The organism is Aurantibacillus circumpalustris, from assembly GCF_029625215.1.
Taxonomy (GTDB): domain Bacteria; phylum Bacteroidota; class Bacteroidia; order B-17B0; family Aurantibacillaceae; genus Aurantibacillus; species Aurantibacillus circumpalustris.
Window position 1 is genome coordinate 781,741 of record NZ_CP121197.1, and the last position, 21,660, is coordinate 803,400.

Annotated in this window: 23 protein-coding genes; 10 read left to right on the plus strand and 13 right to left on the minus strand. The window is 35.9% G+C overall.

Going from position 1 to position 21,660, the window contains the following annotated elements:
* Positions 1 to 6 precede the first annotated feature (6 nt).
* Complete coding sequence (locus P2086_RS03180) at positions 7 to 915, minus strand: PorP/SprF family type IX secretion system membrane protein (protein ID WP_317898987.1); 909 nt, start codon at positions 913 to 915, stop codon at positions 7 to 9.
* A gap of 62 nt (positions 916 to 977) precedes the next feature.
* Positions 978 to 2,282, minus strand: a complete 1,305-nt coding sequence (locus P2086_RS03185; RefSeq protein ID WP_317898988.1) for an aminopeptidase P N-terminal domain-containing protein — start codon at positions 2,280 to 2,282, stop codon at positions 978 to 980.
* A 272-nt stretch (positions 2,283 to 2,554) separates the two neighbouring features.
* On the opposite strand from P2086_RS03185, the gene P2086_RS03190 reads away from it, so the two are divergent.
* Together P2086_RS03190 and P2086_RS03195 are read left to right on the plus strand one after the other, a co-directional pair.
* The gene (locus tag P2086_RS03190; RefSeq protein WP_317898989.1) at positions 2,555 to 3,094 is read left to right on the plus strand and encodes a DUF5606 family protein; all 540 of its coding nucleotides are present in this window, start codon (positions 2,555 to 2,557) and stop codon (positions 3,092 to 3,094) included.
* Between the two features lie 107 nt (positions 3,095 to 3,201).
* Positions 3,202 to 4,392 carry a Kelch repeat-containing protein gene (locus P2086_RS03195; protein WP_317898990.1) on the plus strand — a complete coding sequence of 397 codons (1,191 nt, stop codon included), beginning with the start codon at positions 3,202 to 3,204 and terminating at the stop codon, positions 4,390 to 4,392.
* 31 nt (positions 4,393 to 4,423) lie between these two features.
* Here the strand turns inward: P2086_RS03195 and P2086_RS03200 are convergent, their stop codons facing one another.
* Positions 4,424 to 4,966 carry a hypothetical protein gene (locus P2086_RS03200; protein WP_317898991.1) on the minus strand — a complete coding sequence of 181 codons (543 nt, stop codon included), beginning with the start codon at positions 4,964 to 4,966 and terminating at the stop codon, positions 4,424 to 4,426.
* Positions 4,967 to 5,242: 276 nt separating this feature from the next.
* Complete coding sequence (gene lysS / locus P2086_RS03205) at positions 5,243 to 6,781, minus strand: lysine--tRNA ligase (RefSeq protein WP_317898992.1); 1,539 nt, start codon at positions 6,779 to 6,781, stop codon at positions 5,243 to 5,245.
* A gap of 177 nt (positions 6,782 to 6,958) precedes the next feature.
* Between lysS and P2086_RS03210 the strand changes: the two genes are divergently transcribed.
* Positions 6,959 to 7,465, plus strand: a complete 507-nt coding sequence (locus tag P2086_RS03210) for an RNA polymerase sigma factor (protein WP_317898993.1) — start codon at positions 6,959 to 6,961, stop codon at positions 7,463 to 7,465.
* Positions 7,466 to 7,468: 3 nt separating this feature from the next.
* Positions 7,469 to 8,797: a cryptochrome/photolyase family protein gene (locus tag P2086_RS03215; RefSeq protein WP_317898994.1), complete on the plus strand. Its 1,329-nt coding sequence runs from the start codon at positions 7,469 to 7,471 to the stop codon at positions 8,795 to 8,797.
* 8 nt (positions 8,798 to 8,805) lie between these two features.
* Here P2086_RS03215 and P2086_RS03220 read toward each other — a convergent pair whose 3' ends face one another.
* The 7 genes from P2086_RS03220 to atpB all read right to left on the minus strand — a co-directional run bounded on the left by P2086_RS03220 (position 8,806) and on the right by atpB (position 14,825).
* Positions 8,806 to 9,534: an acyl-CoA desaturase gene (locus P2086_RS03220; protein WP_317898995.1), complete on the minus strand. Its 729-nt coding sequence runs from the start codon at positions 9,532 to 9,534 to the stop codon at positions 8,806 to 8,808.
* Between the two features lie 150 nt (positions 9,535 to 9,684).
* Complete coding sequence (atpG, locus tag P2086_RS03225; RefSeq protein WP_317898996.1) at positions 9,685 to 10,563, minus strand: ATP synthase F1 subunit gamma; 879 nt, start codon at positions 10,561 to 10,563, stop codon at positions 9,685 to 9,687.
* Positions 10,564 to 10,642: 79 nt separating this feature from the next.
* A complete protein-coding gene (gene atpA, locus P2086_RS03230) occupies positions 10,643 to 12,220 on the minus strand; it encodes a F0F1 ATP synthase subunit alpha (protein ID WP_317898997.1) in 1,578 nt (525 codons plus the stop codon).
* A gap of 14 nt (positions 12,221 to 12,234) precedes the next feature.
* On the minus strand, positions 12,235 to 12,774 hold the full coding sequence (atpH, locus tag P2086_RS03235) for an ATP synthase F1 subunit delta (RefSeq protein ID WP_317898998.1): 540 nt from the start codon (positions 12,772 to 12,774) through the stop codon (positions 12,235 to 12,237).
* Position 12,775: 1 nt separating this feature from the next.
* Positions 12,776 to 13,291 carry a F0F1 ATP synthase subunit B gene (locus P2086_RS03240; protein ID WP_317898999.1) on the minus strand — a complete coding sequence of 172 codons (516 nt, stop codon included), beginning with the start codon at positions 13,289 to 13,291 and terminating at the stop codon, positions 12,776 to 12,778.
* Positions 13,292 to 13,377: 86 nt separating this feature from the next.
* Positions 13,378 to 13,578 (minus strand): ATP synthase F0 subunit C, encoded by a 201-nt coding sequence (gene atpE / locus P2086_RS03245; protein WP_317900244.1) that lies wholly within the window; start codon positions 13,576 to 13,578, stop codon positions 13,378 to 13,380.
* A 38-nt stretch (positions 13,579 to 13,616) separates the two neighbouring features.
* The gene (atpB, locus tag P2086_RS03250) at positions 13,617 to 14,825 is read right to left on the minus strand and encodes a F0F1 ATP synthase subunit A (RefSeq protein WP_317899000.1); all 1,209 of its coding nucleotides are present in this window, start codon (positions 14,823 to 14,825) and stop codon (positions 13,617 to 13,619) included.
* A 143-nt stretch (positions 14,826 to 14,968) separates the two neighbouring features.
* Between atpB and P2086_RS03255 the strand changes: the two genes are divergently transcribed.
* The 6 genes from P2086_RS03255 to P2086_RS03280 all read left to right on the plus strand — a co-directional run bounded on the left by P2086_RS03255 (position 14,969) and on the right by P2086_RS03280 (position 19,581).
* Positions 14,969 to 15,385: an EVE domain-containing protein gene (locus tag P2086_RS03255; protein ID WP_317899001.1), complete on the plus strand. Its 417-nt coding sequence runs from the start codon at positions 14,969 to 14,971 to the stop codon at positions 15,383 to 15,385.
* 223 nt (positions 15,386 to 15,608) lie between these two features.
* The gene (locus tag P2086_RS03260; protein WP_317899002.1) at positions 15,609 to 15,839 is read left to right on the plus strand and encodes an addiction module protein; all 231 of its coding nucleotides are present in this window, start codon (positions 15,609 to 15,611) and stop codon (positions 15,837 to 15,839) included.
* Between the two features lie 6 nt (positions 15,840 to 15,845).
* A complete protein-coding gene (locus tag P2086_RS03265) occupies positions 15,846 to 16,049 on the plus strand; it encodes a hypothetical protein (RefSeq protein WP_317899003.1) in 204 nt (67 codons plus the stop codon).
* Positions 16,050 to 16,255: 206 nt separating this feature from the next.
* The gene (locus tag P2086_RS03270) at positions 16,256 to 17,713 is read left to right on the plus strand and encodes an aldehyde dehydrogenase family protein (protein ID WP_317899004.1); all 1,458 of its coding nucleotides are present in this window, start codon (positions 16,256 to 16,258) and stop codon (positions 17,711 to 17,713) included.
* 133 nt (positions 17,714 to 17,846) lie between these two features.
* A complete protein-coding gene (locus P2086_RS03275; protein WP_317899005.1) occupies positions 17,847 to 18,518 on the plus strand; it encodes a T9SS type A sorting domain-containing protein in 672 nt (223 codons plus the stop codon).
* 4 nt (positions 18,519 to 18,522) lie between these two features.
* Complete coding sequence (locus P2086_RS03280) at positions 18,523 to 19,581, plus strand: T9SS type A sorting domain-containing protein (RefSeq protein WP_317899006.1); 1,059 nt, start codon at positions 18,523 to 18,525, stop codon at positions 19,579 to 19,581.
* A gap of 41 nt (positions 19,582 to 19,622) precedes the next feature.
* Here the strand turns inward: P2086_RS03280 and P2086_RS03285 are convergent, their stop codons facing one another.
* Together P2086_RS03285 and P2086_RS03290 are read right to left on the minus strand one after the other, a co-directional pair.
* Complete coding sequence (locus tag P2086_RS03285) at positions 19,623 to 20,582, minus strand: hypothetical protein (protein WP_317899007.1); 960 nt, start codon at positions 20,580 to 20,582, stop codon at positions 19,623 to 19,625.
* A gap of 16 nt (positions 20,583 to 20,598) precedes the next feature.
* Positions 20,599 to 21,570: a PKD domain-containing protein gene (locus P2086_RS03290; RefSeq protein ID WP_317899008.1), complete on the minus strand. Its 972-nt coding sequence runs from the start codon at positions 21,568 to 21,570 to the stop codon at positions 20,599 to 20,601.
* Positions 21,571 to 21,660: the final 90 nt, after the last annotated feature.

A 21,660-nucleotide genomic window follows, 5' to 3' on the forward strand; every position in this document is an offset into this window, starting at 1 on the left:
TAATCCCTACCACTTTTCGAAACTCTTAAGAGTGGCATTGTCTGCTTTCTTATGGAGACTCAATGCCAAAGCAAGTTGACAGCCTCCATTTCTAATTCCAGCAAGTTTGCTCAGCACAACATCATAACCAAGGTTAACACTAAAATAATTACTCCTATAACCTAAATTTAAAAATCCAGAATCATTATACGAATAACCCAAACCAAGTATTAAGTGTTTTACAAAAATTGCGTTAGCTGTAAATAGTAAACTATTGAAATTATTTTGCTTAGTAAAAATGCTTGCAAAATTGATTAGTGTTTTTTGATTAATCGGTATACTGTAGGAAGCATTAAAACTAAAACGCGCTGGGAGTCTGCTCTGGCCATAAGCGCCAACGTCTGGCTGGTTTATGTGAAAAATTGTTCCGCCAGCATAAAAGTTTTTGTAATTAAACAATAGGCCTGCGCTTACCTCTAAATTAGTTTTCTTAGGAGTTTGTATTGTTGACGACGAGCCCCATTGCTGAAATGTCAAACTCTCAATATCAACTTCTCTTTTTAAACCGGTAAATTGGATCGAAGGAATTATTTTAAACCCAGTTTCTTTACATTCAAAAATCGGCGCATAAACCAAATTGATTTCTGAATTGCGATACGCGCCTTTGCCCCAAGAATTCATGGCTACAGATACGGCCAACCCTCCATGCAGTTTTTTGATATATCCATCCAGTGCGTTATAATACACCGCATTATTATTAGAAACAAAAGGATTAGTGCTTCTCGCTACCAGCTGATTACGAAACGCTCCATTGCTTCCCGCAAAAGAAGGATTAGTCGCAATTAAGGACTGGTTAGGATTTAACAAAGTTTGATCTTGTGAATACGCGTTGTTTAAAAGCAAAACTGCTGCGGTAAAAAGAAGAAGTTTTTTCATTGGGTGATTTTTAGCTTAACTAAGTTAACCAGAAAACCCTAAAAGTCCAACCTATTTAACACTTAAGCCATTATCTTACTTTTACTCATCAACTCTTCAATTTCATCTGCTTCAATAGGAATATTCTTCATTAGGTCTAACTGTCCGTTTGTAGTTACCAACAAATTATTTTCAATACGAATACCTAGGCCTTCTTCTTGAATATAAATTCCAGGCTCAACGGTAAACACCATTCCCGCTTGAATTGGCTCTTGAAAAAAACCAACATCATGTACGTCTAATCCTAAAAAGTGGCTTGTACCATGCATAAAATATTTTTTATACGCAGGCCAATTTGGATTTTGTTTTTTTACATCTTCGCTCTTCAATAAATTTAATTTTAATAACTCTTCTGTCATTAAATCACCAACAGCTGTATTGTATTTATCAAATGTTTGTCCTGGCACCAATAACTTAGCCGCTGCACGGTGCACGCGTAACACGGCATTGTACACTTCTTTCTGACGTTTTGTATACTTTCCATTTACTGGAAGCGCACGTGTTAAATCACTGGCGTAATTTGAATATTCTGCTGCCACATCTAACAAAATAACATCCCCATCTTTACACTGCCTATTGTTTTCTACGTAATGTAATACACAAGCGCTGCTGCCACTGGCAACAATTGGTCCATAAGCAAAGCCCTGAGAACGGTTACGCACAAACTCGTGAATTAATTCTGCTTCAATTTCATATTCCCAAACACCCGGTTTAATAAATCCTAAAAGTCTGCGAAATCCTTTTTCTGTGATATCACAGGCTTGTTGAATCAAATCAATTTCTTGCGTGCTTTTAATAGCACGAATTCTGTGCATGATTGGAGCACTTCGCTCTATTTTATGAAGAGGGTACTTCGCAGTAATTGATTTATTAAATCTGTCTTGTGCAGTCTCTGTATCGATATATCTGCGTGTATGTTCATTACTATTCAGGTAAATGTTTTCAGCCTGTATAAAAAATGCTTTCGTCACTTTTTCAAATTCGTGATGCCAATAAATATGTTCTATCCCACTCACCGCTGTAGCTTGTGCTTTATTTAATTTTGCACCTTCCCAAATAGCAATTAATTCACTTGTTTCTTTTACAAACAAAATTTCTTTGTGTTTGCCATCCTTTACATCTGGGAAAATAACAAGAATCGTGTCTTCTTGATCAATCCCACTTAAATAAAAAAGATCGGCGTTTTGTCTGAACCCCATACTTCCGTCAGCATTTGTAGGCATTATATCGTTACTTACAAAAACAGCTAAGGAATTTGGTTTTAAATTGTTTTTAAACTTATTTCTGTTTTCAATAAATAAATTATTGTCAATGGCTTTGTATTTCATAGTAAACGTTTTTTGTGTTAGTCTTTATCTTTTAAAAAATATAAAATCTATTTAGAATTGGCAGACTACTAAATTACTTATTTAAGGATTTAAAACAAAGCTGCATACATAGGAACGCCAAAATCATTTCGTTCAAACCTTACTAATTCACTGGGATTTAGACCCATATCGCTCAAGGCAGTTAATTTCATCATTTTAGAAAAAAAAGAGCCTTTTTTTCAAGCCTTTTAAATTAAAAACTTATCTTTGCCCTTCAAGATAATAAATAAAATATGATTGATTTAACAGGTATTATTTCTATTTCAGGTCAACCGGGCTTATATAAAATTGTTGCACAAAGCAAAAATGGTATTATTGTGGAGAGCCTTGCAGACAAAAAGCGTCTAAATGTTTATGCTTCTACCAAAGTTTCTACTTTAACAGACATTAGTATGTTTACTACTGGTGACGACAAACCTATTGAAGAAATCATGACCTCTATTTTTGAAAAAGAAAAAGGTGGCGCGGCAATTGACAACAAATCAGATGACAAAGAAATAGAAAAATATTTTTCTGAGATATTACCAGAATACGATAAAGAGCGCGTTTATGTAAGTAATATGCGCAAATTGATTAACTGGTATAACGCTCTTCAAACCACAGGTAGCCTTAAAGAAAAAGAAGAAGCCAAAGAAGGTGAAGAAAAAACAAAAACTGTAAAAGCTGAAGAAAAAAATAAGGTGAAGAAAAATCCTACGAAAGATTCTTCTAAAGCCAAAACAAGCGTTGGTGTTAAGAAAACAACTGGCGTTCGTAAAACTGGTACTGCTTAATTTTTCTCAGGCAAAAAATAATTTTAGAAGGAAGCCATCCATAAACAGGGTGGCTTTTTTGTTGGATACTAAAACCGCCGTTAATCCGTTAATTAAAAAACCCTCCCATGAAATTACTTTTTACTTTCCTATTCCTGAATTTTAGTGTTTCGGCTCAACTTTGGATTCAGCTTCCTGATTTCCCTGCATTAAAACGTGATGACGGCGTCGCAGTGGTGGTAAATAATAAAGCTTATTTCGGTACTGGTTTAATTGAATGGGCTGCTACCATTGATTTTCATGTTTTAGATCTTACCAATTATTCCTGGTCCACTATGTCTACTATGCCTGGCACCACAGAAAGGCAATATGCCTGTGCCTTCGCAGGAAACAACTGTTTTTATGTGTTTGGTGGTGATGGTGTTGGTGGCGCGCTTAACAGCATGTATAAGTATGACACTGCAACTAATACGTGGATAGCAGTAGCTTCTAAGCCTGGTAATGGCTTAATTGGTGCGGTTTGCATGAATTTTGGCGATAAGGTTATCATTAGTGGTGGTAAATTTCAAAACGGCAAAGCAAGTGCTGAAGTATGGGAATACACTATAAGTAATGACTCCTGGGTTCAAAAAAATAATTATCCTTTTTCCGGAAGATGGCGTGCAAGCGCCACTGTGCATAACAATTCAGGTTATCTGATATTTGGGCGCGACAGTTCTGGTTTCTATCGCAAAGAGTTATACAGGTATACACCTGCGACAGACAACTGGAGCAAGATTACCAATTTTGCTTTACCTGAAGGCAGAGTGTATTCTTCTTTAAATGTGGCCAGTGGCAAGCTGTTTGTGTTTGGGGGACAGGATAGTCTGAACCATTTTTATAAAGATATTTGGTATTTCAATGAGTCCGATTCCTCTTGGCTGCAAGGTCCTGATATACCCGGTGTTGGCAGAAGAGGTGGAATGAGTTGTGCTCTGGGAACTAATTTTTTTTATAGCTGCGGGCTTGGTGAAGGCGATAAGCGTTTAACAGAGACCTGGGTGACCGATATTCCTGTTGGCATAAAAGAAAATTATTTGTCAAACAATTTTTCAATATTTCCTAATCCTGTAAATAGCATGCTTACTATTGAAACCCCGGAACAACACTTTGAAAATTTAAATTGCAATTATGAAGATTTGTTCGGAAGAACATTGGGCAATCTGAGACCAATAAATTCAAGTGATTTTGATCTTTCCGAATTAAATCCCGGAGTATATATTTTTAAATTTTATTCGGAAAACAAATTGATTGCGGTTAAAAAAATTCTAAAAAACTAACTTTAGCGGTATTCGCCTTTAGCCTAAGGCTTTATTTATCCTTGTAAATCACCATGTTGATAATCCCTTTACTTGGACTAGAATTGTCGCTTAGCGACACAACAAAGGGTTTTCGCTGTCCTTTAAAACAATTGTAAACGATTTGTCCCTTGTCTTCCGTTGGATTTGGAAGTTTGTTAGCGTAATAATCTTTTAAGTCACAGAACAAGTACGAGCTTAAATCTAGGTCATCGGTGTTTATTTGAACACTGATCTCTTCTAAGCTATCTTCAGCAAATGTGTAATCAATAGAATAATTGGTCTGGCTATCTGCCTTAAACTCATAGTATATATGCTCTTCAGCGTCTTCAATAGGAGGAACACTTTCGTTTTTTTTCACTAAGTCAGGATCGGCGTTCAGATTAATTCCCCTAAATACACCATCTTGCGAACGAAGAATTTCATCTAATAAAATGTGATATCCAGGAAAGGCGCGCGGTTTAACCACAGGTTCTTCCTTTTTTGGCTCCTCGCAACCCAATGCTATAAAAGCCAGAAAAGCGAATGAAATTAGTATTTTGAATGGGATACGCACAATATTTAAAGGATAAATATAAGTATAAATCTGCCTTCACTTTTAAATAAATAGTGAAACCTAATATATACCTAGTTAAGCAGGAAAGCCAGCTATTGTTACCGTTTTATCTTTTGAGACTCAAGAATGAGGCGTTTCTTCGCTAACAACCGCTTCTGGTCTCATTTAGTTCGAGTTGTTTATTTTATATTTTTGTTCTCATGAATGCGACTATTCGGCGCTAGATGTTACCTCAGGTCGCATTTAGTTCGAGGTTATTATTTTATATTTTGGAACTCATGAATGCGCCTGTTCCTCGTTTACCTGCACCTCTGGGCGCATTTGCGGAAAGAAAAGAACCTCTTGAATATTTACATTATTGGTAAACAACATTGTTAAACGATCAATTCCAATTCCAATGCCCGCTGTTGGAGGCATACCGTACTCAAGCGCTCTCAAAAAATCATGATCAATAAACATCGCCTCATCGTCACCGCGCTCCATTAGCCGAACTTGCTCTTCAAAACGTTCGCGTTGATCAATTGGATCATTTAACTCGCTGTAAGCATTTGCGATTTCTTTTCCGTTTACCATTAACTCAAAACGTTCTACTAAACCTTCAGCGCTGCGGTGTTTTTTGGTTAAAGGGCTCATTTCAACCGGATAATCTGTTATAAATGTTGGCTGAATATAATTCCCTTCACACTTTTCACTAAAGATTTCATCAATAAGTTTTCCTTTACCCATACTTGTTTCCGTGTGAATGTTCAGTTTTTTACAAACATCGCGTAGCTCGGCCTCACTCATTCCACCAATTTCAAAACCAGTAAATTCTTTAATTGCTTCGTACATGGTAACCCTTTTAAATGGAACTTTAAAGTCAATCTGCTTGTCGCCAACCGTTACCTCGCTTCTCCCGTAAAGATCCATAGCAACTTTCTCAAGTAATTTTTCAGTGAAGCTCATCATCCAATTATAGTCTTTGTAAGCCACGTAAAATTCAAGAATGGTAAATTCAGGATTGTGTGTGCGATCCATGCCTTCATTTCTAAAATCTTTTGCAAATTCAAACACGCCCTCAAAACCGCCAACAATAAGACGTTTTAAATACAACTCATTTGCGATTCGTAAATACAACGGCATATTTAATGCATTGTGATGTGTTATAAATGGTCTGGCAGTTGCACCTCCAGGGATACTTTGTAAGATAGGCGTTTCCACTTCCAACATGCCAGCGTTGTTTAAACTCTGACGAATAGAATTTACCAACTGCGTTCTTTTCTTAAAGGTATCGCGTACTTGTGGATTAATAATTAAATCTACGTAACGTTGACGGAATCTAAATTCAGGATCGCTTACCTCGTCAAATGATTTTCCATCTTCGTCGGTTTTTACAATTGGCAAAGGTTTCAGAGATTTACTTAAAATTTTAAGGGAAGTTACGTGAAGTGAAATTTCTCCAGTTTTTGTTGTGAAAACATATCCTTCTACACCAATAATATCTCCAATGTCAATAAGCTTTTTCCAAATAACATCGTATAAAGTTTTGTCTTCACCAGGACAAATATCGTCTTTACGAACATATAACTGTACTCGGCCTGTTGCATCTTGAATAACAGCAAAACTAGCCTTTCCCATATCGCGAACGCTCATGATACGGCCGGCAATTGAAATATCCTTATAATTTAATTTATCACGCTCGTAATTTTCCTTTATGTCTAACGCTGTAGCATTTGTTTTAAATTCTTCAGCAGGATAAGCATTAATTCCTAATGCGGTTAATTCACTTAATTTTTGTCTTCTTAATACCTCTTGTTCGCTTAGTTGACTCGACATTTGTATAAATTTTGAAACGCGAAAATACATTTTTATCTGAAATAAACGGCTATCTAATCTAAAAAACGAGCGCATTCGCATTTGTAATAGCGTGACAATCAATTGTTTCTGAGTTTTGTTTAACTTTAATATAAAAACATTAAACAAAACTGTACATTTGTAGTAAATTTGGAAATAATGACAGCAATTGAATTTAATACAAGAATTGTACAGGAAAGAAATTCTCTGAAAAACTTTGCCTTAAGTCTTACTCACAATGTAGACGATGCTTTAGATTTGCTGCAGGATACCTATGTGAAGGCTCTAACCTACAGAAGCAAATTTGAAGAGAGCACCAATTTAAAGGCCTGGTTATTTACCATTATGAAAAACACCTTTATAAATGCCTATAGAAGAAATAGAAAAACTAAACAGCTAATTAGTAAGGGAGATGACATTGCAATGAACCGTGCCTTTAAACAAAATAGCTACGATCAATGCGAAAGTCGTATTCATGCCAAAGAAATTATTAAACACATTGAAAGTCTTGAAGATGGCTATAAGGTGCCTTTTACACGATATTACCTGGGTTACAAATACGAAGAGATTGCAAAAGAAATGTCGCTGCCCCTGGGAACCATTAAGAGTAGAATTTTTATAGCGCGTAAAATATTAATGGAAGAAATTACTAAAAGAAACAATTAAAACATGGCAGACGAGCATACATTATTTTGGTTTCGACGTGACTTACGTCTAAACGATAATGCGGGCTTATACCACGCGCTTCGCGAAAACAAATCCGTCCTTCCGATTTTTATTTTTGATACAACTATTTTAAATCAGCTTGAAAATAAATACGACAGACGTGTTGATTTTATTCATCAAGCAATTTCAAAAATCCATAAAGAGTTATTGAGTCTGGGAAGCTCATTATTAGTGCACTTTGGTACTACTGAGAACACTTTTAAATCCTTACTTAAAACGCATGGCATAAAAAATGTCTATGCAAACCACGATTACGAGCCGCAAGCAATCGAACGCGATTTATTAATTAAAAATCTGCTTGAAAAAAACGGAATAGAATTTAAAACATTTAAAGATCAATGTGTTTTCGAAAAAACAGAAATTACAAAAGACGATGGTAAGCCTTACACGGTGTTTACACCCTACAGCAATAAATGGAAAAAAGCATTAATCCCCTTTTATTACCGAGCATATCCGACTAAAAAGTATTTTAAAAATTTCGCAACAGTTACTGCGAATTCAATCCCAGAACTAAAGTACTTAGGTTTTGAAAAAACAGATATTCGTTTGCCTGAAAAAATAAAAGTAAACGATTTACTCATTCAAAAATATAAAGAACAGCGCGATTACCCCGCTATTGAAGGCACTAGCCGCTTAAGTGTTCATTTACGCTTTGGAACAGTTAGTATAAGACAATTGGTTGCAAAGTCTTTACCTCTTAGCGAAACATGGTTAAACGAATTAATCTGGCGCGATTTTTATATGATGATTCTTTCTAATTTTCCACATGTGGCCAAATCTGCTTTTAAGAAAGATTACGATTATATTCGTTGGAGAAACAACGAAGTGGAATTTGAAAAATGGTGCAAAGGCGAAACGGGTTTTCCTATCGTAGATGCCGGCATGCGCGAATTAAATGCTACAGGCTTTATGCATAACCGTGTCCGCATGATTACCAGTAGTTTTTTGATTAAAGATTTGTTAATTGATTGGCGTTGGGGTGAAGCTTATTTCGCACAAAAACTAAATGACTTTGATTTGAGCGCCAATAATGGAGGCTGGCAATGGGCTGCCAGTAGTGGTTGCGACGCTGCTCCTTATTTTAGAATTTTTAATCCAACCGAACAACAAAAAAGGTTCGATCCTTATTTTATTTACATAAAAAAATGGGTTCCTGAATTTGGAACAAAAAAATATCCAGGTCCTATGGTAGACCATGCTGAAGCAAGATTGAGAACGCTATCGGTGTATAAGAACGCTTTGAGTGAAAGCAAACAAATGAATTTATTCTAATAATGCAACTAGACCCTTGCTAACTTAATAATCCCAATCTTATTAAATAACAAGATGATTGGATAGGTAGGATCAAACTCATACCATTTAGCTGCAAAATTAGGTCTTGAGCCCGCTTGATGATGGTTGTTTTGAAATAATTCACCCATTAATAAAATATCCCATAACAGAGTGTTTTTAGAATGATCATCGCTTTCAAAATTACGGTATCCGTATTTATGTCCAGCCCAGTTAACCACAGCGCCTTGAATTGGCCCCATTAAGAAGTTTATAGGGAGAAAGAGAAACATCCACCATTGCGTTGCAAAAACCGCGTAAAAAGCAATATATAAGGCTGCAAATGTCAAACGACTAGCCCAGCTATCGGCAATTTTATCAATTACTGGATAAACAGGATAGTTTCTATCGAATTTAGGATCAACCTCAACACGGTGATTTAAAACATCGTTGTACACTTTTTTAGTGTGCATCATCATGGTAAATACTTCTTTAAAAAAATGTGGCGTGTGTGGATCTTGCTCCGTATCACTGTAAGCATGGTGCATACGGTGTAATATAGCGTAAGCTCTAGCGTTTAAATAAGAAGAACCTTGAGTCACCCAGGCAAAAATGTAAAAGAATTTTTCCCAGAATTTATTCATGGTGAACATTTTATGAGCTGCGTATCTGTGAAGGAAAAAAGTCTGACCGAAAAGAGATAAATACCAGTGAAGGATTAAAAATATAAGTATTGCCATTTAATTGTTTTAAAAAGAATTTTAATTCGGTTGCAAAGTACAATAAACTACAGTGCTATGACAACCTTTTTATACTAATTCATGTTATTTATGTTCAACGCCGTTTGTCCCAACAAAAAACCCTTTGAAATCAAAGGGCTTTAAAGTGTTTTAACCTTTTAAGGCTTCTGCTCCACCAACAATCTCGAGGATTTCTTTGGTAATAGAAGCTTGACGCGCCTTGTTGTACATGATTTTTAAATCACGCTGCATCGCCTTAGCGTTATCGGTTGCCTTATGCATGGCAGTCATACGCGCGCCATGCTCACTAGCAAATGAATCTAATAATGCTTTGTAAAACTGAGTTTTTACAGAACGAGGAATTAATTCGTTTACAATATATTCCTGACTCGGTTCGTAAATATAATCTGTATTGCTAGTTTTAGTCTCAGAAGCAGCAGGCAGCACAGGTAATAATTGTTCTTCAGTAGGAATTTGAACCGCAGCGTTTCTGAATTGATTGTACACTACAACCACTTTATCAAACTCTTTAGTTAAGAAAGCGTCAATTATCTTTTCCATAACCGGCGCAGCATTTTCATAACTTAATTTGTCAAATAAAGTACTCGTGTGATGTGGAAGATCTTGTCCGCTAATAAAATATTTAGTTCTTCTAAAAGCGTCGTGTACTTTTTTACCTACAGGAATAACAGTTACATCTAATCCAGCGTATTCATTTTGAATAAGAAGATTAGTTTTTTTAATGATGTTAGAGTTAAATGCGCCTGCTAATCCACGATTTGATGAAATCGCAATAATCAACACCTTTTTTACAGAAGTGTTTCTTGCATAAATGTTTTCAGACGCATCCACACTTCCGCTTACATTTTCTAAAATTTCTTTTAGTTTGTTTGCATAAGGGCGCATTTGAGTAATAGCATCCTGAGCACGTTTTAACTTCGCAGCACTCACCATTTTCATGGCACTTGTAATCTGCATCGTTGAACCAACGGATACTATCTTATTTCTTACTTCCTTTAAACTTGGCATTCAAATTAGTTTTTAGTGGTTAGTTTTAAGTTTTTAATATTACTTCTATTAAAAACTAAACACTTAAAATTTACAATTCTTATTTGTATTTCGCTAACAAATCAGCAGCAACAGTTTCCAACGTTTTTGTAATATTATCGTTGAATTGACCTGCTTTTAATTCGTCCAATGTTTGTTTATTCTTACGCTCTAAAGTATCTAAGAACTCAGCTTCAAATTCTCCTACTTTATTAATCGGAACGCTTCTTAATAAATTTTTAGTTCCTAAATAAATAATCGCAATTTGTTGTTCAACACGGAATGGAGAGAACTGCCCTTGTTTAAGGATTTCTGTGTTACGTGCTCCTTTATCTAAAACGGATTTTGTGGCCGCATCTAAGTCAGAACCAAATTTAGAGAACGCCTCTAATTCACGGTATTGAGCTTGGTCTAATTTTAAAGTACCTGCAACTTTTTTCATCGATTTAATCTGAGCATTTCCACCCACACGTGATACCGAGATACCAACGTTAATCGCTGGACGAATACCCGAGTTAAATAAGTTTGTCTCAAGGAAAATCTGACCATCGGTAATCGAAATTACGTTGGTTGGAATGTAAGCTGAAACGTCACCTGCTTGTGTTTCAATGATAGGTAACGCTGTTAATGAACCACCACCTTTAACCATATGTTTAATAGACTCAGGTAAATCGTTCATGCTTTTTGCGATATCATCGTTCGCGTTAATTTTCGCAGCACGTTCTAATAAACGAGAGTGAAGGTAAAACACGTCACCAGGATATGCTTCACGTCCTGGAGGACGACGCAATAATAACGACACCTCACGGTAAGCAACCGCTTGTTTAGATAAATCGTCAAACACGATTAATGCAGGACGACCAGTATCACGGAAAAATTCTCCGATAGCAGCGCCTGCGAAAGGAGCATAAAATTGTAATGGGGCAGGATCAGCTGCACTTGCTGCAACAACCACTGTATAAGGCATTGCACAGTTCTCTTCCAACACACGTACTACGTTAGCAACCGTAGACGCTTTTTGTCCAATGGCTACATAAATACAAAATACTGGTTGACCAGCTGCATAAAATTCTTTTTGATTAATGATTGTATCGATACAAACCGCAGTTTTACCAATTTGACGATCACCAATAACTAATTCACGTTGACCACGACCGATAGGAATCATCGCATCAATTGCTTTGATACCAGTTTGTAACGGCTCCGTTACCGGCTGACGGTAGATAACACCTGGCGCTTTACGCTCTAACGGCATTTCATAAGTAGTTCCAGTAATAGGTCCTTTTCCATCAATTGGCATACCTAAAGTATCCACCACACGGCCTAACATACCTTCTCCTACTTTAATAGAAGCGATACGGCTAGTACGTTTACACGAACTGCCTTCACGAATTCCTTCGCTAGAACCTAATAATACAGCACCAACGTTATCTTCTTCAAGATTTAATACGATTGCTTGTACACCAGTTTCAAACTCAATCAACTCACCTGACTGAACTTTAGATAGACCGTAAATACGAGCGATACCATCACCTATTTGTAATACAGTTCCTACTTCTTCTAATTGAGCTTCACTTTTGAAGCCGCTTAATTGTTGTCTTAAAATTGCAGATACTTCTGCTGGTTTTATTTCAGCCATTTTTGTATGGTTTGTTAATTTAATTCTTTATTTAATAACTCTTTTTTAAGGTTGCTTAATTGTCTTGCAACCGTTTTGTCTAACTGTTTATCGCCAATTCTCAAAATAAAACCACCGATAGTGTTTGCGTCAATTTTTTCAATCAACTCTACTTCTCCGTTCATTTGAGATTTAACCAGGTCTTTTACTTTTTGTTTGGTAGCAGCGTCTAAACCTTTAGCAGATGTAACAACAGCAGTAAAAATATTTTTGTTTGTTTTATATTGATCGTCAAAAGCAGCAGCAATATGCCCTACCAAAGACTCGCGGTGTTTAGAAGTAATTAGGTTTAAAAAAGATAAAGTAAGATCAGATATTTTACCCTTGAAGATCTCATTCATCACAACCAGTTTTTTATCGGTTTTAATAACCGGGCTGTTTAAGAATAATTCGAATTCACGATTTTCTTTACACACCTGCTCAATGCTTTGCATATCGGCTCTAACAACCTCAAGTTGTTTTGACTCAACTGCAAGATCCATTAAAGATTTAGCGTATCTGTTTGCAACTATCATTTTAATTCAGGGTTACGTCTTTCATTAAATTGGTTACCAATGTTTTTTGTTTCTCATCGTTTGATAATTCTGATTTTAATATTTTTTCAGCAATTTCAATAGAAAGAACAGCTACTTGCTTTTTTAATTCTGCAATTGCAGCATTTTTTTCGTTTGTAATTTGCTCACGTGCAGAAGTCATGATTCTATCCGACTCATTTTGTGCTTTCACTTTCGCTTCAGCAATAATTGAATCTTTAGTTTCGCGAGCTTCTTTTAAAAGGTTGTCACGCTCGGTACGTGCTTGCGTTAAAATCATTTCGTTTGCTGATTTTAACTCACGCATATCGTTTAATGCGCTTTCTGCACTTGCTAAAGCTTTGGTAATACCTTCTTCACGCGTTTTAATAGCTGTAAGAATTGGTTTCCAGGCAAATTTGCCAAGAATTCCAACCAACAAAAGAAAAACGATGGTTGTCCAGAAAATTAAACCAATTCCTGGTTCAATTAAACTTGCTAAAATGAATAAACTATTCATGTGTTTTTATTATTTAATTTTTGTTTAGTCTCAAAATTAAACCAAAACCTTTACCAACCGTAAAGGTTTTGGTTTTAGGTTTTTAATTACAGAAGTGCTACTACTACACCGAAAAGAGCCACACCTTCTACAAGGGCTGCTGCGATTAGCATAGTTGTTGTAATTTTTCCAGATGCTTCTGGTTGACGTGCGATGGCATCCATTGCGTGTCCACCAATTTGTCCGATACCGATTCCGGCTCCAATTACCGATAAACCTGCACCTACTGCTGCGATACTTCCTGTGATCATTGTTTTGTTGTTTTTATTTGTTATTAAATTTTCTTTTAATGTTTTGCGTGCGCCAAATCATCATCTGAGGTGTGCGCACCGTCTTCATTGGTATCGCCAACTGCCGAACCAATAAATAAAGACGTTAATAATGTAAAGATGTATGCTTGTAAAACTGCTACCAATACTTCAAGCACATCAATGAATAGGGCAAATGCTACAGAAACCGGAGAGATAAGAACACTTTCGAATAAGAAAATTAATCCCACCAAAGAGATGATGATGATGTGACCCGCACTAATGTTTGCGAACAAACGAATCATTAAGGCAAATGGTTTTGTGAAGATTCCGATGATTTCAATAGGAATTAAAATTGGCCATAAAGCCTTTGGAGCATGAGGTGTGAAGATGTGTCCCCAGTAGTGTTTGTTTCCATTGATGTTGGTAACCACCAAAGTACAAATAGAAAGAACCAAAGTAAAAGCTATGTTTCCTGTTAGGTTGGCGCTAATTGGAATAAGTCCGAAAATATTATTAATGAGGATTAAAAAGAAAACAGTTAAAAGATACGGAACAAATTTTTCACCTTTTGAGCCAATGTTTTCTTTAGCAATATCGTCACGTACAAAAACAATTAATGGCTCAAGGAAAGATTGTTTCCCTTTTGGAGCCGAAGTAACACCATGTGTTTTGTAAGCTCTTGCAACCGAAGTGAAAATTAGAATCAATAATAAAGCAGAGAATAATAACTGGGTTACGTTTTTAGTAATAGAAAAATCAAACGGCATGGCGTTCGTAATATTTTTTCCCGCCTCTCCTTTTTCGTTTACTTCGAAAGTTACAAATTGTCCGTGCTCATTTGCCGTTTCAGAAGCGTAATAAATACTCTCTTTGTAGTTCACAAAACGCTCGCCGTTTTTCTCAACCACATGCATTCCATGAGCGTCGTGGTGAAATTCTGAAGACATAAAAGTTACTAAACCGTTGTTGGTTTTTAAAATAACTGGCAAAGGCATAGAAACTGCATCTTCATGCTCGCCCCATAAATGCCATGAATGAGAGTCTAAAATATGTTCAAAAGCTATTTCAGAGATGTTTACTTTTGGTTTTGCGTGTGCTTCAGCAGCATGAGCTTCGGCTACCACTTCGTGTGGTATAGAATCGTGCTCTACCGGACTTGAGCTAAAAGCGAAAAAAGAAATAAATGTAAAAATTATCGCTAAAACGAGTTGCTTTATCCCGGAAGTATTGATTTTATTGGCCATCTGCTTAAAAAACTATCTTGTTTTTGAATTCGGGTGCAAATGTAGGCATATTTTGAGTAAAAACAAGAGTATTTTGCTGGATTTTTTGCGGTAGTTCAAAGAAGTCTTACTTTTAACACAAAATCATTAAAAATCTTCGTTTCATGAACTATTGGCTTATAAAATCAGAACCCTCCGCTTACAGCTGGGAGCAACTTAAAAAAGACAAAAAAACAGATTGGACGGGGGTTCGCAACTATGCCGCCCGCAACAATCTGCGGGATATGAAAAAGGGAGATTATGCCTTTTATTACCACAGTAACGAAGGGGTTGAAATTGTTGGAATTGCCAAAGTGGTGAAAGAAAGTTATCAGGATCCGACTACCAAAGAAACGGCTTGGCTGGCGGTGGATTTTGCCCCGGTAAAAGACCTTAAAAAACCTATTAGTTTAGAAACGCTCAAGAAAGATCCGTTTTTTGCAAATATGGACTTAGTAAGGCTTGGAAGATTGAGTGTTGGAAAAGTGACGGAAACGGAGTTTTTGAAGATTTGCGACATGAGTGGGACGAAACTGGGTTAGTAAAACACTAACCTGCCTGCCGTCGCACGGCCTAAACTACGGCAGGCAGGTTTCACGAATTACACTAAGCTGGGTGTGTAAGACACTAATTTTTCACTAATGTCAGAATTTCGACCGACTTTCTAATAAGCATTAAATCACGTGCAAGCTAACAAATTTATGCACGTTATGGCACTTTTAAATTCAAGTAATTTTCATTAAATTAGAGTTTATATTCATAAGCATGACATCAAAGGCAATAAAGAAAAAAGTTATAGAATACATTACTCAGGCGGAGGATAATGTGGTTGAAGCTGTTTACGAAATGCTTAAATCATACGAAGTTGGTGATGGTGAAAGTTTAATGACGGATGAACAGAAAACTGAAATCGAAAAAAGATCTGCGTTATATAAACAAGGCAAACTCAAGGCCTCTTCTTGGGAAGACGTAAAAAAACGTTCGCGTACAGCTTAATATTTTGTGGCCTTTAAACTAGAAATAACTAGTCTAGCTGAAGAAGAGTATTCTTCTGCCTTTCAATATTATGAAGAGAAGCAACCTGGATTAGGTGATAAATTCGAAAAAGAAACAGACCATCTAATCGACAGATTAAAATTAAATCCATATCTCTTTCAGCACAAATACAAACATTATAGAGAAGCCGTATTCAAGAAGTTTCCCTAATATGGTTTATGAAGTAATAGAGAATTCAGTAATTATTCATTCGTTCTTTCATGCCAAACGTAATCCAAAAAGCAAATTAAAACGCAGAGAATTGTAAAATATCAAAAACCACATCAGTGATTTTCTTTTTAAATCTCTTTGACATTTGTACTTTTATAAACTCCGAGACCAATGCAGAACAAACACCTACTTTCTAAACAAAACAAGTGAAACCAAAACCAACATCTGAATTTATCTGGGATTACGCTCCTGCTCCTGAATCTACTGATCATGTGAAAATAGAGTCGCGTTACGGACTATTTATTAATGGGAAATTTGTTGCGCCAAAAAGTAAAAAATATTTTGGGACATATAATCCTGCAACGGATGAAAAACTCGCAGACATTGCAGAAGCGAATGCAGCAGACGTTGATCTGGCTTTTTCTGCTGCGCATAATGCGTATGAAAAAGTTTGGAAAAAAATGCCTCCTAAGGAAAGAGCAAAATACATTTTTAGAATTGCGCGTGTTATTCAAGAAAGGGCGCGTGAACTTTCGGTGATTGAAAGCATGGATGGCGGAAAACCGATCCGTGAGAGCCGCGATTTTGATATTCCCACGGCAGCTAATCATTTTTTTTATTACGCAGGTTGGGCTGATAAACTCGATTACGCTTTTCCAAACAGAAAGCCGAAATCACTTGGAGTTGTTGCGCAAATTATTCCATGGAATTTTCCTTTATTAATGGCGGCCTGGAAAATAGCACCAGCATTGGCAACCGGAAATACCGTTGTTTTAAAACCTGCCGAAAGCACTTCACTCTCTGCCTTAAAATTAGCAGAGATTATTCGCGATTGTGATCTTCCACCAGGTGTTGTAAACATCATTACGGGATTTGCAGATACTGGTAAAGCCATGGTCACTCACCCACAAGCAAATAAAATAGCTTTTACTGGAAGTACAGACGTTGGTAAATACATTCAAAAAGCAACAGCGGGAACGAATAAAAAACTCACTTTAGAATTAGGCGGAAAAGCTGCTCACATTATTTTTGACGATGCACCCATTAACCAAGCAGTTGAAGGGATTGTGAACGGCATCTTTTTTAATCAGGGTCATGTGTGTTGCGCTGGATCACGTTTGTTTTTGCAAGAAAATGTAGCTGATGAAGTCATTCGTAAGCTAAAAGACAGAATGAAAACTTTAATTGTTGGCGATCCACTGGATAAGAACACAGACATTGGCGCAATCAATAATAAACAGCAATTAGAGAAAATAAATAAGTATTTGAAAATTGGTTTAGAAGAAGGTTTAGAAATTTATCAATCGGATTGTGTCTTGCCAAAAAAAGGTTGTTTTTGTAAACCCACTTTGTTTTTAAACGTAGCGCAAAGCAATCGCATTATGCAGGAAGAGATTTTTGGTCCAGTGTTAGCGATCCAAACTTTCAGAACCATAGAAGAAGTAATAGAAAAAGCAAACAATACCCCTTATGGTTTAAGTGCGGGAGTATGGACAGACAAAGGCGCCAAGATTTTCCATTTAACAAGTAAATTAAAAGCTGGCGTTGTTTGGGCAAACACTTATAATAAATTTGATCCCACTTCACCCTTTGGTGGCTATAAAGAATCTGGTTTTGGAAGAGAAGGCGGTTTACATGGATTGATGGGGTATTTGGATATGTAAAAGTAGAGCTCGGCCTTGTTCGAAAAAGAATTAACAATTTCCTTACTGCTTTGGCGCGATTTTTGTCGCTTTCTAGTCAAAGAGACCCATAAAAATTCTTTGGACTTAAGATAAATTTTAGTGCTTTAAGAACATGAACAAATTACTTGTTTTCGTAACTTTCGTTTCAATTTTTAATGCATTAAGCGCACAGTCTTATTTGTATGTTGGAACCAGTACAGTCAATCCTAAAGTTCCAAGTCAAAAAGATTCTATAAAAATATATACTTATACAGGAACCTCTTATCTTTCGAATCAACTCAGTCGTTCATTTAGCATTGATACATCCCAAAAAATTATTGATATTGAATTTTGTTATTATATCGCCGGGTTTTCGTTTCCTATGGCGTCCGCCTACTTCGATAGTTTATGCATTGGAAAAATGAACGCCGGAATTTATACCGTAAACGTAAAATCCTTTCTATCAAGTTCATTTAGTACCTGTGTTTCTTATACTACTAATTCAAACTCTTTTACATTTCCCGTTAGTGATAATATTACTGGATACAAAAGCATTGAGGAAATCACAATTCCAATAACTGCTTTTCCTAATCCAGTAAAAGACAAGTTGGAATTTAAACTTGAATCGAATGTTTCACCAAAAACAAACTTGAAAATTATAAATGCGCTTGGACAAATTGTTTATTCGAAACACAACTATGATCTAAAAAACGAGCTAGACCTTAGCTTTCTTCAAATCGGAATTTACTATCTAAACATAGGAAATACGAATGGGCAAAAAGTTTTTAAAATTGTTAAGGATTAAAAAAATGAAACTAGTAAAAGTTCTAATTTTATTAACTGTGATTCTTAGAAGCTCTGACTTAAAAGCTCAACTTACCTTTACCGTAAACAACTCCAGCAGTTCATATAGCATTACTTGCAGCAATCCAACGCTAAATCTTTCCGCTACAAGCAATTTCTCTTCAACGCTTTCTTATACATGGATTAGTCCGCAATTGATTAGCATAGCGTCAAATTCTATCGGAATAACAAGCCCTGGCGCTTATACTATAAATGCTACAAGTGGAGCTTTGAGTGCTTCACAAACTATAGCAATTGGAATAAACACGACCGTTCCCACTCTAACACTAAGTTCTTCGAACGCATCGTTGACGTGTCTAACCCACACTGTTCTCGTAAGCGGAATAGTGTCCCCAACAAACGTTCAAATAAGTTGGGTCGAACCATTTACAGAATTTCCTTGTGTAACTAACACGTGTGTATTTGTGGCAGCTGGAACTTACCATTTAAAAATAACTGATCCGATAAACGGTTGTGCAAATTCGGGCACAATTAGTATTGGTGATGGTCGTAATTATTTTCAAATGAGTACCCCTGAACCTTTTCTAGTGAATTGTCCGGATGGAACGGTAACTATAAGTCCTATCTACTCTACAAATATAAATTCAATAAACTTTGCTTGGACGAGTCCAATTAATGCTTCTGTTAGTGGTGCCAATACCTCGTCTCTTACAACTAACGCTCCTGGCACATATACCGTTATGGTCACAGATACCACTAACGGCTGTATAACCAAAAATCTCATTTATGTTTATGCTTGTGTAGGTATAAACCTAGATCTCTTCGAGACAAATTTTAAGATATTTCCGAATCCTGTAAAAGATAAATTGCAATTTGAACTAAATGATTTACTAATCTTCGATCTTAAATTAATGATCGCTGATGCTCTAGGACAAATAGTTTATTCAGAAAATAATTTTGATCTGAAAATGGAATTAGATCTAAATTTTTTAAAATCCGGGATTTATTATCTGAAACTTGTAGGGTTCAAAAATCAAAAAGTTTTTAAGTTGATTAAAGACTGATGAATATTTCGATCGAACATGAATTTCTTTAAACTTCACTTTCATTTAGTACTGCCCTTAACAGTTTTCAAAATCTTTAGAGTGTATTCGTATCGCGGCAATCCACCTAAAGGCTTAGAAAATAAGGGTACTGGTACATCATACTCATTCGTGACACATATAACAAAGTTGTTTTTACTATTCCCGCTTTTTACGATTTGCAAATCGAGACATTTACTTTTTTCTTTTTCCACAATTGGCTGGCTATCAATGCTCCATTCTTTATTATTAGAAGTGTTTATTATTCTTCCGTTTTTAACTGAAGAATATAATTTTATGTCACCATCATTATCAAAACCGAATGTTTTTATTTTAAATCCTGTTATTAAATTATCTGCATAGGGATACACATGAGAGATAGAATTTTTTGCTTCCAACAATCTCACACTATACTCGTATGCAAAAGCATTTCCACCTTCCATAGCTATGTTATCATCATTCTTTACACTTAAAAAAAGTTTATATCCGTTACCGTCGTCACCTTTTAAACCATCAATTACTATTTTAAATACGTAACTATCGAACTCGCTCACAAGCTCTCCTTGTTGCGGATTAAAAGGGCCGAAACTAATCCATTTACCATCGGTTGCCGCTTCAGATCCAAAAATTCGTGATTCAATTAAAATGCCGCTTTTGTAATTTCCTATTGGGTTTATTCCTCTTGCGTCCTTATCATAATATGAATCTTTTCCGCCATAAATAGAATATTTGATTTTTGTATCCCAACCATTACTTATTTCATCCAAATCTCCAAAAGTTTCAGGATCAAAAACACGAATATAGAAAGGAGTTGTTTGATTTTTTGGAATAGAAAAGAAAACGGTTTGTGAAAAATCATCGTCGCCCCAGGAATGATCTCCATTGATACCAAAGGTTACAAGGCAAGCAATGTTCTCTTGTGCTGAAGGAACTTGTTGCGCAAACTGTTTTGTGGAAACTAAAATTCCTAGTAATAAAAACACCCTCTTTATATAACTATCATTTACCACCATCTAATGAGTCTGAAAATTTTTTACTCGGTACTTCGTAATTCTCAAGCACCGTAAATTTTTTATTAGCCGAAAACAATTTATATGCCCCGCTTAGCTTATTCTTCGCTATAACAGTAAGTTTTATTTGATAATCCCCACCGTTATTATATTTGTGTTTAATGCTTTTCCCATTATTTATCTCGCCATTTCCCATGTCCCACAAATAATCAACAATTTCAAAATCAGGAAGACTGGTTCTATCTACATTGAATTCTAAATAAAAATAACGTCTGCCAATTTCCGGCACTGTAAATTTAATTGGAGGATTTTCTACAAGCAGTGTTAGCGAAGTATCTCTATTCCTGGTCAACCCGGTTCTTTTATCTATAATGTTTAAAACCACATGGTGTATTCCTGTCTCTTTAAAACAATGTTCTACTATTAAACCTTGACTTGTTTTACCATCATCAAATGCCCAACTATAAAACATTGGGGTCGCCAAGGTATCTAAAGACTCAGAAGCATCAATGGTGACACATTTGTAATTCGAATCCAAATTATAAGAATGAACCCATGCCGAAGAATCAACATACAGTTTATAAATTTCTAACATACGTTTTGAAGAATCAGCTTGCGTAACGTTGTATAGCTTTTGGTAAAGTTGTACGGCCTCCGAAATTTTACCGCTGAGTCTGCAGCTTCTCACATAATAACCAAATTGTGGGATGTGCTCATAAACACTGTCATTAAAGTATTTAGAATAATACTTCCGTGCCTGGGGATAATTTTCGTTTAAATAATTTGCGTCTGCTAACTTTAATAAGATCACGCGATCCTTTTTTGCTTCATAAATTTTATTATAAAGCGGTATAGCCTCTCCAAATCGTTTTTCGTTAAAAAGCGTGTTAGCATTTGAAATTAAATCCTTTTGTGAAAACGCAAGCAAATTTGTTAATCCAAAGATAACTACATACACCATCTTTTTTAACGAACCTGAACTAGATATAAATGAAGTGCTTGAAGGCATAGCTACAATGGAATACCTTCAAAACTAGCGAAAAGCGGCATG